14 protein-coding genes are annotated in these 13,101 nt (G+C 62.5%); 6 read left to right on the forward strand and 8 right to left on the reverse strand.

The features are described 5' to 3' along the window. Window positions 1–34: 34 nt before the first annotated feature. From phnL to phnG, 7 genes are read right to left on the reverse strand one after another with little or no spacing between them, the layout of a single operon-like run. Window positions 35–739: a phosphonate C-P lyase system protein PhnL gene (phnL, locus tag G489_RS0104105; RefSeq protein ID WP_029040452.1), complete on the reverse strand. Its 705-nt coding sequence runs from the start codon at window positions 737–739 to the stop codon at window positions 35–37. Between the two features lie 2 nt (window positions 740–741). After that, window positions 742–1,548: a phosphonate C-P lyase system protein PhnK gene (phnK, locus tag G489_RS0104110; protein ID WP_029040453.1), complete on the reverse strand. Its 807-nt coding sequence runs from the start codon at window positions 1,546–1,548 to the stop codon at window positions 742–744. After that, window positions 1,545–2,015, reverse strand: a complete 471-nt coding sequence (locus G489_RS19030) for a GNAT family N-acetyltransferase (RefSeq protein WP_035871458.1) — start codon at window positions 2,013–2,015, stop codon at window positions 1,545–1,547. Before G489_RS19030 ends, phnK begins: the two co-directional genes overlap by 4 nt. Continuing rightward, on the reverse strand, window positions 2,012–2,914 hold the full coding sequence (locus tag G489_RS0104120; protein ID WP_035871459.1) for an alpha-D-ribose 1-methylphosphonate 5-phosphate C-P-lyase PhnJ: 903 nt from the start codon (window positions 2,912–2,914) through the stop codon (window positions 2,012–2,014). Before G489_RS0104120 ends, G489_RS19030 begins: the two co-directional genes overlap by 4 nt. Further along, the gene (locus G489_RS0104125; RefSeq protein WP_029040455.1) at window positions 2,911–4,026 is read right to left on the reverse strand and encodes a carbon-phosphorus lyase complex subunit PhnI; all 1,116 of its coding nucleotides are present in this window, start codon (window positions 4,024–4,026) and stop codon (window positions 2,911–2,913) included. Before G489_RS0104125 ends, G489_RS0104120 begins: the two co-directional genes overlap by 4 nt. Before the next feature lie 3 nt (window positions 4,027–4,029). Then, window positions 4,030–4,632 (reverse strand): phosphonate C-P lyase system protein PhnH, encoded by a 603-nt coding sequence (gene phnH / locus G489_RS0104130; RefSeq protein WP_029040456.1) that lies wholly within the window; start codon window positions 4,630–4,632, stop codon window positions 4,030–4,032. Further along, window positions 4,632–5,114, reverse strand: coding sequence for a phosphonate C-P lyase system protein PhnG (gene phnG, locus G489_RS0104135; RefSeq protein WP_029040457.1), 483 nt, complete (start codon window positions 5,112–5,114; stop codon window positions 4,632–4,634). Before phnG ends, phnH begins: the two co-directional genes overlap by 1 nt. Before the next feature lie 162 nt (window positions 5,115–5,276). Here phnG and phnF point away from each other — a divergent pair, with 162 nt between their 5' ends. The 5 genes from phnF to phnE (G489_RS0104160) all read left to right on the forward strand — a co-directional run bounded on the left by phnF (window position 5,277) and on the right by phnE (G489_RS0104160) (window position 10,614). Next, the gene (gene phnF / locus G489_RS0104140) at window positions 5,277–5,996 is read left to right on the forward strand and encodes a phosphonate metabolism transcriptional regulator PhnF (protein WP_029040458.1); all 720 of its coding nucleotides are present in this window, start codon (window positions 5,277–5,279) and stop codon (window positions 5,994–5,996) included. A gap of 124 nt (window positions 5,997–6,120) precedes the next feature. Then, window positions 6,121–6,969: a phosphonate ABC transporter ATP-binding protein gene (gene phnC / locus G489_RS0104145; protein WP_029040459.1), complete on the forward strand. Its 849-nt coding sequence runs from the start codon at window positions 6,121–6,123 to the stop codon at window positions 6,967–6,969. 115 nt (window positions 6,970–7,084) lie between these two features. Further along, entirely contained in the window at window positions 7,085–7,990 is a 906-nt protein-coding gene (phnD, locus tag G489_RS0104150; RefSeq protein ID WP_029040460.1) for a phosphonate ABC transporter substrate-binding protein, read from the forward strand. 60 nt (window positions 7,991–8,050) lie between these two features. Continuing rightward, on the forward strand, window positions 8,051–9,025 hold the full coding sequence (gene phnE, locus G489_RS0104155) for a phosphonate ABC transporter, permease protein PhnE (protein ID WP_029040461.1): 975 nt from the start codon (window positions 8,051–8,053) through the stop codon (window positions 9,023–9,025). Then, a complete protein-coding gene (phnE, locus tag G489_RS0104160; protein ID WP_029040462.1) occupies window positions 9,022–10,614 on the forward strand; it encodes a phosphonate ABC transporter, permease protein PhnE in 1,593 nt (530 codons plus the stop codon). The genes phnE (G489_RS0104155) and phnE (G489_RS0104160) overlap by 4 nt, the downstream gene beginning before the upstream one ends. A gap of 19 nt (window positions 10,615–10,633) precedes the next feature. On the opposite strand, the gene G489_RS22390 is transcribed toward phnE (G489_RS0104160), so the two are convergent. Beyond that, window positions 10,634–11,137: a hypothetical protein gene (locus tag G489_RS22390; RefSeq protein WP_155889310.1), complete on the reverse strand. Its 504-nt coding sequence runs from the start codon at window positions 11,135–11,137 to the stop codon at window positions 10,634–10,636. Window positions 11,138–11,300: 163 nt separating this feature from the next. On the opposite strand from G489_RS22390, the gene G489_RS21595 reads away from it, so the two are divergent. Continuing rightward, window positions 11,301–12,752, forward strand: a complete 1,452-nt coding sequence (locus G489_RS21595) for a pentapeptide repeat-containing protein (protein WP_051332297.1) — start codon at window positions 11,301–11,303, stop codon at window positions 12,750–12,752. Window positions 12,753–13,101 lie beyond the last annotated feature (349 nt).

A 13,101-nucleotide genomic window follows, 5' to 3' on the forward strand; every position in this document is an offset into this window, starting at 1 on the left:
CGGTCGATGTCAGAATTGTAACGCTCGGTTGTGGTCAGGCTGCGGCAGCGAAAGCGGTCACATCGATGACGCGGTCGGCCACGGCTTCACGGGTGTCCTGGTCGTGGAAGATGCCCAGCATGCCGATGCCGGCCTGCTTCTTTTCAGTGATCAGGTCGAGCACCACCTGGCGGTTGGTGGCATCGAGCGAGGCGGTCGGCTCGTCGAGCAGCAGCAGGGGGTGCTTGCCGATGAAGCCTCGGGCGATATTGACCCGTTGTTGCTCCCCGCCCGAGAAGGTGGCGGGCGGCAGACCCCAGAGCCGCTCGGGTACGTTGAGCCGCGCCAGCATCTCGCCAGCCTGTTCGGGCGCGGTCTTTTCGTCGGCGCCCCAGTTGCGGGCCACCTCGGTCACCACATCGAGAGCGGAAACACGCGGGATCACCGAGAGGAATTGGCTGACATAACCAATCGAGCGACGGCGGACCTCGATCACCTCGCGCGGCTCGGCGGCGACGATATCGACCATCACCCCGAGATGGGCGACATCAATGCGGCCCTTGTTGGCGGCATAATTGCCATAGGCCATCTTCAACAGGGTCGATTTCCCGGCGCCTGATGCGCCGCCCAGCACCACGCATTCCCCGCGCGATACCGTGAACGCGACATTGTCGACCACCGGCAGGCGGATGCCGCCCTGCAAATGCATGGTGAAGTCCTTGGAGACGTCTTCGACGTTCAAAAGGATGTCGGTAGCCATGATCACGCTCCTACCTGCAGGATCGAAGAGACGAGAAGCTGGGTGTAGGGCTGGTGCGGGTCGTCAAGCACCTGGTCGGTCAGCCCGGCCTCGATCACCTTGCCCTGTTTCATCACCATGATGCGGTCAGACAGCAGCCGGGCGACGGCAAGGTCATGGGTGACGATGATGATCGCAAGCCCGAGATCGGCCACCAGCCGGCGGATGAGGTCGAGCAGGCGCGCCTGAACCGAGACATCGAGGCCGCCGGTCGGCTCGTCCATGAAAACGAGACGCGGCGCGGTCACGAGATTGCGCGCGATCTGCAGGCGCTGCTGCATGCCGCCCGAAAAGGTCCGAGGATCATCATCGATCCGGTCCGGGTCGATCTCGACGCGGCCGAGCCAGTCGGTCGCCACGTCGCGGATCCTGCCGTAATGCCGGTTGCCGATGGCCATCAGCCGTTCGCCGACATTGGCACCGGCGGAAACGCCCATGCGCAGCCCGTCGCGCGGGTTCTGATGCACGAAGCCCCAATCGGTGCGCAGCAGCACCCGCTGGTCGGCTTCGCTCATCCGGCACAGATCTTCCCAGCGGCCGTCGCGGAAGCGGTAGTGGATCGCGCCTTCGGTCGGGGCGATCTGGGTCGACAGGCAATTGAGAAGCGTCGATTTGCCGGAGCCGGATTCCCCGACGATGGCCAGCACTTCGCCGGGATAGACATCGAACTCGACATCCCGGCATCCCAGATGCGTGCCATAGAAATGGGTCAGGCCGCGAACCTGCAGCAGAGGGATATCGCGCGCTGCGGGGGTGAGTTGCGCATTCATGCCGCGTTCTCCGCGTCGTTGGTCAAATGGGTCAAAAAGGAATAGCCGTGCCGCTCAAAGCCAAGCCCTTCATAAAAGGCATGGGCGCGGTCGCGCTTCATGTTCGAGGAGAGGGCCAGCTTGTAGCAGCCCTTTTGATGGGCAATCCGTCTGGCGAAGGCCATCATCTGGCGCCCGATCCCCTTGCCGTGCCGGGCGGGATCGACCACGACGTCCTCAACCAGGGCCGAAGGCGCACCGAGGTGACCGAGATTGTCCATGATCAAGAGGGCGAAGCTGCCGACAATGGCATCCCCATCCTTCGCGACATAGAGCGCATAATCGGGATAGCGCGCAAAACGCGCGAAGATCACCTCGGCCTCGAGAATGGGCAACACCTCGCCGTCATCGATCTCGGGCTGGGCATACAGTGCCAGCACCCCAGGCAGGTCAGCCTTTTGCGCCGGTTCGATCAGAAGGCCGGTCATTCCGCCGCCTCCTGATGATGGGCGTGAGCCGCACCGAAATGGCCCTCCGCCTGACGCGCCTCGCAATAATCGCTGTCCGAGCACACGAACATCCGTCCACCCTTATCGTCGAGAATGACCTCGTCGAAATAGACTTGTTCCGCCCCGCACATGGCACAGGCCGTGTCCGGCCAATCCTGCACGGAGAAGGGATGATCCTCGAAGTCGAGACTCACCACTTCGGTATGCGGGGGCAGCGCATAGATTCGTTTTTCACGGCCGGCGCCGAAAAGCTGCAGTGCGGCCATTTTGTGCATTTTGGGATTGTCGAATTTCGGGGTTGGCGAGGGGTCCATGACATAGCGGCCCTCGACCATCACCGGATAAGCATAGGAGGTGGCGATATGGCCGTGCCGGGCGATGTCCTCATAGAGCTTGACGTGCATCAGCCCGTATTCTGACAGGGCGTGCATCTTGCGGGTCTCGGTCTCGCGCGGCTCGAGAAAACGCAGAGGCTCGGGGATCGGCACCTGGAACACCAGCACCTGATTGTCGGTCAGCTTCTCTTCTGGAATGCGGTGCCGCGTCTGGATGACAGTGGCTTCGGCGGTATGGGTTGTCATCGCAACGCCCGCCGTGCGGTCGAAGAAGCGCCGGATGGCCACCGCATTGGTGGTGTCGTCCGAACCCTGGTCGATGACCTTGAGCGTATCTTCGGGCCCGATCACCGCGGCGGTGACCTGCATGCCGCCGGTGCCCCAGCCATAGGGCATGGGCATTTCGCGGCTGGCAAAGGGCACCTGATAGCCGGGAATGGCGATGCCCTTGAGAATCGCGCGCCGGATCATGCGTTTGGTCTGTTCGTCGAGATAGGCGAAATTATAGGCGGGCGGTTCGCTCGACAGTGTATCCAGGCTCATTCTGCGGCCTCCCTCGGGGTCTCGGTGTCATCTTCAGTGGCGTTGAGCCTTTCGGCGTGTTCGCGGTGCATGGTGCGGATCAGATCGAGTTCGGCCTGGAAGTCGACATAGTGCGGCAGTTTCAAATGCTCGACGAAGCCCGAGGCCTGGATATTGTCGGAATGCGAAAGCACGAACTCTTCGTCCTGCGCCGCGGCGGTCTGTTCTTCACCGAGCTCCTTCCAGCGGAGCGCCCGGTCGACCAGCGCCATCGACATCGATTTGCGCTCCGAATGGCCGAAAACCAGGCCATAGCCGCGGGTGAATTGCGGCGGTGCCTTCATCGAGCCCTTGAACTGGTTGATCATCTGGCACTCGGTCACGGTCACTCGACCAAGCGGCACTTCAAAGCCGAGTTCCTCGGCGAACAGGCTCACCTCGACGGCGCCCATGCGAATCTCACCAACGAAAGGGTGAGAGCGGGCATAGCCGCGCTGGGTCGAATAACCGAGCGCCAACAGGAAGCCCTCGTCGCCCCGTGCCAGATTCTGCAATCTGAGATCGCGGCCCGCCGGAAACTCCAGCGGTTCGCGGGTCAGGTCACCGATCTCGCTTTCCTCCGCCGGGTCCGGTTCGATCATGCCATCGGCGCCGAGCAGGTCGGTCACGCGCGGGACGCTGGCGAGCGGGTCGGTCTCGGCCTGTTCGGGCGCGGGCACTTCGGCATCCGCATCGAGCGCGAAATCGATCAGGCGGTGTGAATAGTCAAAGGTCGGGCCGAGAAGCTGGCCGCCCGGCAGATCCTTGAAGGTTGCCGAAATGCGGCGGTCGATGCGCATCTCGCCGGTCTCGATGGGCGCGGAATAGCCAAAGCGGGGGAGGGTGGTGCGATAGGCGCGGATGAGGAAGATCGCCTCGATGAGGTCGCCCTGGGCCTGCCTTATGGCGATGGCGGCCAGCTCACGGTCATAAAGCGATCCCTCGCCCATCACCCGGTCGACGGCAAAGGAGAGCTGGTTGACGATCTGCTCGATAGTCAGGCCGGGCACATCGGTATTGCCCCGGCGCTTGGCGGCAAACAGGGAATGGGCGTTGCTGATCGCCTTTTCCCCGCCCTTGACGGCTACATACATGGTTCAGCTCCCCTGTTTGATGCGCGTCGAGCGCGGCAGGCAGGCCAGTTCGGTGGCGGTGCAGAAGATGATGTCGATCCCGCGCGGATAGAGCGCGGCATTGGCTGCCGCCATCTGCCAGAAATCGGGCTGAAGCGGCGCGACGCCGAGGCGGCGTTCGGTTTCGATGCCGGGGCCTTTCAGCGTTTCGCCCGAGGCGTTGGTCAATGCCTCGACCTGCAGGATCAGCGTTGTCGAGCGGTCTGGATAGGTGTCGGTGCCGAGCGCGAAATTCGCGATGTCGCCGAGTTTTTGCGGATTGGCGAAGAAGGCGAAGGCGGCTTCGGTTTTGTCACTGGTGACCGGCGCACCGGTATGGAAGGCGAGGAACCGATTGAGGTCTTCGCTTTGGGCCAAACCGTGGTCGAGCCAGACCGGGGTGTCGAAATCGACAAGGGTCAGCGCGATCATGGCGGCGACCGGGTTCATTGGCGCCGGAGCGGTGATCAGTTCGGGCGCCTTATAGATACGGCCGGGGCGGGCCATGGCGTCCATGACGGCGCGGAAGGCAGCCTGGGACTGGATCGCCGGATCGGTGAAGCCGGGTTGGGGAGCGGTTTCGAGCATCAGTCTTCTCCGCGGACCATGGTGAAGAAATCGACCTTTGTGGCCGCCGTCTCGGCGCGTACCCGCCGGTCCTCGGCCTCGATCTCTGCATTGAGGGGGTCGACGATCTCGGCCTTGACGCGGGCGGTCAGCGCCGCGCTCTGCCAGGCGGCGTCGAAAAAGGCGGCGATGGCGGCCTTGCGCTGGTTTCCACCCTGGACATAGGCGTGACCGGTTTCCCCCGAATTCAGGGTCACCGCAGCGCGGGTCACGGTCATCTCGCCGAGATTGAAGGGCGCACCGCCACCGCCTGTGCGGCCCCGGACCATGACAAGCCCGGTTTCGGGCCGGCGGGCAAAGGTCCAATCCGGCTTGGCGTCAAAATCCTCATAGAGCGTTTCGAGGCGCTCGGCTTGTGAAAGCGCGAGGACACGCATCACGCGCTGGCGGTCCGCGTGCTGTTCATTCGATGACGGCGCTGATGAAGGCGCTGAGGTCGGCATGGGAGGGTCGTCCTGGGTGCGTTGCGGATCGGTTTGCGGGGCGGGTTGTAGGGCCTGCCGGAAAATTTGTCTACGAGAAAATGTCTAATTTTGTAGACAACTCGATTCGCACTCTATTAAGAAACAGACAGATTGCAGTTCGATGACAGGACAAGACAGGTCGTGATCAAGCGTGGAAGTGGTGTGGCGGTGTGGCGCCAGGTGGCCGAGGACATCCAAAGCGAGATCGCTCGCGGGCGTCTGACTGTGGGGGAAAGGCTGCCAACGGAGATGGAGCTGGCCGACCGCTACAAGGTCAACCGGCATACGGTCCGCCGCGCCATCGCCATGCTCGCCAATGACGGGTATCTCGAGGCCGAGCGCGGGCGGGGGACCTTCGTGTCGCGCCGGCCCATCGCCTATCCGATTACTGCACAGACCCGCTTCTCCGACATCGTGTCCGCCCAGGATTTGCAGCCTGGCGGGCGGCTGATCGGGTCTTCACTTGAACCAGCGCAGGGCGTTGTCGCCGAGAAGCTGGGGGTGAAGGAAGATGAGCCGCTCATTCGCCTCGAGACCTTGCGGGTTGTCGAAGGGCGGCCGGTCGTGATCGGCACGGGCTGGTTCGTGGCGTCGATGGTGCCGAACCTAATTGCCGATTACGCCGAAACCGGTTCCGTCACAAAAGCCCTGGCAAAAGCCGGATTCGAAGACTACCGCCGCAAATCGAGCTGGGTTTGCGCCTCGGTGGCCGAGGGCGGGGATTGCGGCTATCTGCAGCTTGAACCCGGCGATCCCATTTTGGTGGTCGATAGTATGAACGTCACCGCAGATGGACGGCCTCTGCAGTTCTCCCATGCGCGTTTCTCCGGCAAGGCCGTGCAGCTTGTGTTTGAGAACTGACCTGGCACTCGACAACTTTGTCGAAAGTTTTCCACATTCATCGAACTGACATGGAACCGACACCTCTCCGTTAAGCACCGCGGCTATTCGACGTCCCGTCAAAGGGCGCGAAGGGGCCGTGCAGATGCTGAAACTCGACAACGTCACCCGGATTTTCGGAACCAACACCGCGGTCGACGATTGCTGTGTGGAAATTCCGGCTGGACAAATGGTCGGCATTATCGGCCGCTCCGGCGCCGGCAAATCCACCCTGTTGCGCATGATCAATCGCCTGATCGATCCTTCGACGGGCGATATTTCGTTTGGCGAGCACAAGGTGTCCCGGTTGAAGGGCGGCGAGTTGCGCGCCTGGCAGCGTGACTGTGCGATGATCTTCCAGCAGTTCAACCTCGTGCCGCGTCTCGACGTTTTGACCAATGTGCTGCTCGGGCGGCTCAATTCGCGCTCGACCGTCACATCGGTTCTCAACATCTTCACCCGCCAGGAGCGCGCCGAGGCCCTGGCCGCGCTCGAACGTCTCGATATCGCGCAGACGGCCCTGCAGCGCGCTGGCACTCTTTCGGGTGGCCAGCAGCAGCGCGTCGCCATTGCGCGGGCGCTGATGCAGAACCCCAAGCTGGTGCTGGCCGATGAGCCCATCGCCTCGCTCGATCCGCGCAACGCCAAGATCGTCATGGACTCGCTCAAGCAGATCAATGAGCGCGAGGGCATCACGGTCATCACCAATCTGCACACGCTCGACACCGCCCGCGCCTATTGCTCCCGCATTATCGGCATGCAGGGCGGGCGCATTGTGTTCGATGGAACACCCGACGATCTGACGGTCGATGCGGCGCGCGAGATCTATGGCGCCGACGGGCTCGACGAAGCCTTCTCGGAAGCCGTGACCTCGACCTCGCTGCCGACCGACCCGGCGAGGCCTGCAAGGACCACCGAAAAGCCCCGGCAACCGGCCGCCGCCATGGCCGGGTGAGCCAAACCAACCAGTTTCGCGCGTGGCGATGAGCAAGGCCGCGCGTGGAGTGAACCCATCAGCGCCCGATCCCGGGCCTGAGTGGACCCCCGACGATCATTCAGGAGAGACGTCAATGCTCAAGACCATCCTCATGGGCTCGGTTGCCCTTGCCATCACCACCTCAGCTGTCCTTGCCGAAGCCCCCAGCGAATTCCGCATCGGCATCCTTGGCGGCGAAAACGAAGCCGACCGCCTGCGCAATTTCGAATGCCTTGCCGACCACCTCAAGGACGAGTTCGGCTTCGAGAAGGTCTCCCTGTTCCCGGCCGCCGATTATGATGGCGTGATCCAGGGGCTGCTGGGCGGCACGCTCGACTATGCCGAGCTTGGCGCCTCGGGCTATGCCAAGGTCTATCTCGAAGACCCCAACGCCGTTGAGCCGGTGCTGACCACTGTGCAGACCGACGGTTCGACCGGCTATCACTCCGTCATGGTTGCCCGTGCCGATTCCGGCATGACCTCGCTCGAGGACATGAAGGGCAAGAAGCTCGGCTTCGCCGATCCGGATTCGACTTCCGGCTTCCTGATCCCGACCGTCACCCTGCCGGACGCCGTTGGCGCCCCGATCGACGAATATTTCGCTGAAACCGGTTTCGGCGGCGGTCACGAAAACCTCGTGCTCGAAGTCGTCAAGGGTACCTTCGATGCCGGCACCACCTGGGCCTCGGGCGTCGGTGAATGGGAAGAAGGCTACACCTCGGGCAATCTGCGCAAGATGGTCGACAAGGGCATCCTCGACATGACCGATCTGGTCGAATTGTGGAAGTCCCCGCTGATCCCGAATGGTCCGATCGTTGTGCGCACCTCGCTCGATCAGGAAACCAAGGACGGCTTCGTGGCCTTCATGTCGACGCTGCCTGAAACCGATCCGGCCTGCTTCTCGGCCATCCAGGGTGGTGATTATTCCGGCTTCACCGAAGTGAATGTCGACTTCTATGCCCCGGTCATCGCGGCCCGCAAGGCCACCATCGGCGGCTAAGCCAGACTGATCAAACGGCGCCGGGTCCTCCGGCGCCGTTTCTCCATATCGAGGGTAGCGATGTCGGACATAACTTCTCCTCCGCCCGGGCTGTCGCCCAAGGGCCAGGCCGTCGAGGCGCATTGGCGGCAACTGGCCGGGCAGCGCCGCCTTTACACGCTTTTGAGCCTCGGGCTGTTGTTCGTTGCGGTATGGGGTTCGCTCTGGTTCGCGAACGAGACCAATGCCGGCAAGTTCTTCGACCGGCTGCCCTATCTTCTCGATTTCTTCATCGACATGGCGCCGCGCGATCCCATCGAGCCGCTGCGCGCCCTGTTCGATTTGCCGAGCCCCTATGACGACGGCTCGCTGCAATACAATTACGATGTCGGCCGGGTCTACCTGTTCGGCGATTTCTATCTGCCCGAATATTTCTACAAGATGATCGAAACCCTCAATGTCGCGCTGGTGTCGACCATTGTCGGGTTCTCGCTCGGTTTCGTGTTCTGCTTCCTCGCCGCCTCGAACATGACGACCCGCCGCTGGCTCAGGTTCTTCGTGCGGCGTTTTCTCGAGTTCCTGCGCGCCTTTCCCGAGATCGTCATTGCCGGCTTCTTCCTTGTCGTGTTCTCGCTCGGCGCCATTCCCGCCATCCTTGCGGTCGCGATCCACACCATCGGGGCGCTCGGCAAGATGTTCTTCGAAGTGGTCGAAAATGCCGACATGAAGCCCGATGAAGGGTTGCGGGCGGTGGGCGCCAACTGGATCGAACGGGTCTGGTTCGGGATCGTCCCGCAGGTCATGCCGAACTTCGTCAGCTATGGCCTGTTGCGCTTCGAGATCAATGTGCGCGCCTCGACCATTATCGGGGCGGTCGGCGGCGGCGGGATCGGCGAGGCGCTGCGCCTTTCCATCAGCCGCGGCCATGAGGCCAAGACCATCGCCATCATCTTTCTGCTGTTTACCACCATCATCGCCGTTGACCAGTTCTCCGCCTGGCTCAGGCGCAAGCTCGTCGGCGACCAGGCATTCGTCACTGCCGGAGGCGCCGCATGACCGCTCCGACCCAATCGCTGTCCCCCGCCGATGTCGCGCTTTATCAGAACCGCTATCCGGACGTGTTCAAGGGCAGCCGTCTCAAGCGCCTCGCGCCGCTGATTGGCGTCGTCACGGTGGCGATCTATTTCGTCTATGTCTGGTTCTTCTTCTCGATGGGCCAGGTCATCGAACGGGCCAATTGGGACATTGCCGGAAATTATCTTGCCGACTGGATTTCGTACGAATCCCGGCCCGATATCCAGCTTGAGGATGGTTATGTCGTTGTCGAGTTCCCGCGCTTTGATGCGCTGGGCAACAACCCTGACCCTGACTGGATCGTGACCGAGACCGGCATGGTCGAAAAACAGGTGCCCGTCGCCGTCGAAGAAAAGGCTGGCGAGACCGGCGGCCAGACCTCGAATTTCGGCTTTCTCGGCGCCCTGCCGTCCCAGGCGGAAGACCAGCCCGCCGAAGACGAAAAGCCCGGCTCAAGTGCCTTTGGCTTTATGGGGGCCGGTGGCAGCGTCGGCATAACCGACACGCCTGAGGTGACCGAGCAGGTCTTCGAGACGGTGCGCGAACAGGCCGAAATATCCGCCGAGGTCGTGATGGGTTCGGCCCGCATTCTGATCGAACCGTCCCTTGTCACCATCATCGATCGTGGGCAAACGCTCGAATTCGCCATCGACCGCGATGAAAGCGTCACTCCGCTCACCGATCTGCCGTCATGGGCCGAGCAGAAGCAGGAAGGCGGCAAGGTCGTTGTCGGGCTCGGATTCGCCGGGCGCGTCGAGGTCGAGGACGACGAGGTGAAAATCCGACACCGGTTCCTTGGCTGGGAGAATTTCCTGTTCGATGCGAATTCGCCCTTTTTCGGCAAGTCGATGGGCGAGGTGATCGGGCTCGTGTTTTCCGGTGACCGTATCGATCCCGAGATGTCGAATGCGGCGCTGGCCTGGTCCAACATCGTCTCAAATGCCGAATGGCAGCATGGCGATGTGTGGGTGAAGCTGCTCCAGACCATCATCATGGCCTTTATCGGCACACTGTTCGCTTCGATCCTGGCCTTCCCCCTTTCATTCCTTGCGGCGCGCAACATCACGCCGAACCGGGCCGGGAATTGGCTCATGAAGCGGTTCTTCGATTTCACCCGCTCGGTCGACATGCTGATCTGGGCACTGTTCTTCACCCGCGCCTTCGGGCCGGGACCGCTCGCCGGGATTTCGGCGATCTTCGTCACCGATACCGGGACCTTCGGCAAACTCTATTCCGAGGCGCTCGAGAATATCGATGACAAGCAACGCGAAGGCGTCAAATCCGTGGGGGCCAGCCCCTTGCTTGTCCAACGCTTCGGTGTGCTGCCCCAGGTGCTGCCGGTGTTCGTCAGCCAGTCGCTCTATTTCTGGGAATCCAATACCCGTTCCGCCACCATCATCGGCGCGGTCGGGGCCGGCGGGATCGGGCTCAAGCTCTGGGAAGCGATGCGCACCAATCAGGATTGGGAGAATGTTGCCTATATGGTCGTTCTGATCCTGATCGTCGTGTTCGTGTTCGACAATGTCTCGAACTTCCTCCGGCACAAGCTGATCGGCAAACAGGCCCGCTGATGCCGCGCGCAACGCGCGTTCAGCGGGACATGGTCCAGTTGCAGTTGGAGGCCCAGCCGCCGGTATAGGTGCCGGTGATCGTGTCGTTGCCGGCATTGAACGTGCCGACCCAGGTTTCGCGCTGTTCCTTGCCCAGCCAGTCGACATAGTCGATGTTGAAGCTGATCTGGTTGCCGTTGATGCGTCCGTTCTTCATCTCGCTCGGCCCATAGGATCCGGTGAAGGCGGATGCCGTGGCGCTGGTGATGGTGACCGAATACTGGCGGGGCGTATTGGTGCATTTGCGCCGCATGTCCCACGGCCCCGTCGCCAGCCGAGAGCTGCTCGCCTTGGTTGAATTGCTGGCCGGCGTGGGCGCTGAAGCGGGCTGCGCCGGGGCCGGGGAGGCAGAGCCACCGGATGGCTGGGTCGAGTTGTTTTTCTCGGGGCGGAAGATGAGGTCCGACTGCGCTGTCGCTGCCGTGCTGGCACCGACAATCATGGCCGAGGCCAGAACCAGGAGGCGGGCTTGAGGTAAGTACATGGCGTCCCTGCAGTACTCCGTTTCCGATAAATCTAGCCTCAAGGGTGGCACAGGTCCATCTTCCGCCGGTAACCCTTCGGTTTCCTAAGAATTGACCTCGGCGTCCGTCCGCCCCATCCTCGGGGCGCGGCGGGCGTTTCGGTTCTGATGTGAGGGGACGCTTATGGGGATGGTGTCGCGGGTCAATGGTTGGTTCCGGGTCCTGATGGAGCTTCTGCGCCATGTGCGCGAGGAGGCGGGCTGGGCCAATCGCGCCATTCTGGGCATTGTGGCGACGCTGATGGGGCTGGCTGCAGACATCCTGACGCCCTGGCTGGATGTACTGGGTTGGATGTTTCCGGCCGCCCTGGGGCTCACCATTGTCGGGGTCGGCATCTGGTGGCTGATGCGCGGGCGCGGCGCCGAACCCAGGCCCATGGGCCGCGGGCGGCGCCTGGCTGCGACCGGGGCAATCTATGGCATCGTCTTCACCCTGGTGCTGGCGCCGATCTTCCTGCTCAACGTCACTCTTGGCGGCACCAATGGTGCCCTGGCCGAGATTTCGCCAAGCGCACGGGACTTTCAGACCTTTCTCGGCGAACGCTTCGACCGGCTCGACCGGGCACTGGCGGTGCTCAACGAGAATGTCGAAGAGCAGGGCCGCGACGTCCAGGCCGTGCGCGAGACCATGGAATTTTCGGTGGCGATGGATCTCATCGACCGGGCGCGGGAAACCCGGGACGGGTCCAATCAGGGGCAGGGCATCGCCATCAGCACCCTGATGGATAATGGCTTCGATTTCATCGGCTCCGATTTCTCCGGCGTGGCCCTGCGCAATGCGCCGATCGACGGGGTCAATTTTTCCGAGGCCCGGCTGCATTTCCTCGATGTCCGCAACGCCTCGCTCAAGGGTGCGAATTTCTCTGGTTCGGGGCTGCGTTTCGCCCTGGCGGAAGGCGCCGACTTCACCGATGCGGATCTGTCGGGGTCGTTCTCGCCCTTTTTCGAGGGGAAGGGCGCCATCATGGCCGGGGCCAATCTGTCCAAGGCCAATTTCCAGGCTGCCGATCTGCGCGATGTCGATTTTTCCGGCGCTGACTTGTCCGGGGCCGCCTTTGCCTATGCCGATCTGAGGGGAGCGAACCTTTCCGGCGCCGATCTCACTGGCGCCTATCTCATCGGCACCCTGCTCAACGGGGCCAATCTGGATGGTGCAGTCTTCAGCGAAACCAGCATGCTGGCAGCGGTCGTCGATAATGGTGCACTCAGTGTCGAACAGCGGGCCGGGGCTTGCCGGCACGAGAGCGCCCGGCTTTCGGCCCGCATCGAACTGATCGAGGAATGGGAAAGCGACCGCTTCTCCACCGGGCTCGAATTCGACGACATCAACACCTACGACGCCTATTTCCCGGTACCTGGTCTCGACGACAAGTCGCTGCCCGAATGCTCGACGCCCACCGATGGCGCCATCGCTTTCGATGCGAATTATCCCGATTACATGCGTATCCACCTCAACCGCGAATATCTCGGGCAGGCCGGGCGCCGTTCGGCGAGCCTCCAGCGCTTCAACGCCTTTCGCGAACGTCTCGCCGAGGGCCAGGAACAAGGGGTCCTGCTCACCGCCAGCGGGGAATGACGCCTGTTGCTGGGGATACCCGTCGCCCCGCTCTCCGCCGTCATTCCGGCGAAAGCCGGAATCCAGGACCCTTGGAATCGCGACCTGAAACGGTCGTGAGCAGTCCTTCGCCGCCACACCCTCTTGGTCATTCCCGCCACATTCTGCCTCGCGCCGGCGGGCTGGCGGGAATCTATGTGAATCAGAGGGTTAGAACTGGTGGCGATGGCATCGACGGTGCGTGATGGACTTGACCACCAGTGTTTTTGTGCTGGCCCAGTTGGATTCCCGCCTGCTCGGGAATGACGAGGTGGTTGGCGTGCGCGTTACAATAATCTCCGCGCAGTCCCGGACCAGCCCGCCGGCGTGA

The sequence above is a fragment of the Cucumibacter marinus DSM 18995 genome (genome assembly GCF_000429865.1).
GTDB classification, from domain to species: domain Bacteria; phylum Pseudomonadota; class Alphaproteobacteria; order Rhizobiales; family Devosiaceae; genus Cucumibacter; species Cucumibacter marinus.

Excerpts from the sequence above, each read along its gene's own strand:
- phnD (WP_029040460.1), top strand. The coding sequence starts at position 7,085 with ATGCTCAAGACCATCCTCATGGGCTCGGTTGCCCTTGCCATCACCACC.
- G489_RS19030 (WP_035871458.1), bottom strand. The coding sequence starts at position 2,015 with ATGACCGGCCTTCTGATCGAACCGGCGCAAAAGGCTGACCTGCCTGGG.
- G489_RS22390 (WP_155889310.1), bottom strand. The coding sequence starts at position 11,137 with ATGTACTTACCTCAAGCCCGCCTCCTGGTTCTGGCCTCGGCCATGATT.
- phnE (WP_029040462.1), top strand. The coding sequence starts at position 9,022 with ATGACCGCTCCGACCCAATCGCTGTCCCCCGCCGATGTCGCGCTTTAT.
- phnL (WP_029040452.1), bottom strand. The coding sequence starts at position 739 with ATGGCTACCGACATCCTTTTGAACGTCGAAGACGTCTCCAAGGACTTC.
- phnK (WP_029040453.1), bottom strand. The coding sequence starts at position 1,548 with ATGAATGCGCAACTCACCCCCGCAGCGCGCGATATCCCTCTGCTGCAG.
- phnG (WP_029040457.1), bottom strand. The coding sequence starts at position 5,114 with ATGCCGACCTCAGCGCCTTCATCAGCGCCGTCATCGAATGAACAGCAC.
- phnH (WP_029040456.1), bottom strand. The coding sequence starts at position 4,632 with ATGCTCGAAACCGCTCCCCAACCCGGCTTCACCGATCCGGCGATCCAG.
- G489_RS21595 (WP_051332297.1), top strand. The coding sequence starts at position 11,301 with ATGGGGATGGTGTCGCGGGTCAATGGTTGGTTCCGGGTCCTGATGGAG.
- phnE (WP_029040461.1), top strand. The coding sequence starts at position 8,051 with ATGTCGGACATAACTTCTCCTCCGCCCGGGCTGTCGCCCAAGGGCCAG.
- phnC (WP_029040459.1), top strand. The coding sequence starts at position 6,121 with ATGCTGAAACTCGACAACGTCACCCGGATTTTCGGAACCAACACCGCG.
- G489_RS0104125 (WP_029040455.1), bottom strand. The coding sequence starts at position 4,026 with ATGTATGTAGCCGTCAAGGGCGGGGAAAAGGCGATCAGCAACGCCCAT.
- G489_RS0104120 (WP_035871459.1), bottom strand. The coding sequence starts at position 2,914 with ATGAGCCTGGATACACTGTCGAGCGAACCGCCCGCCTATAATTTCGCC.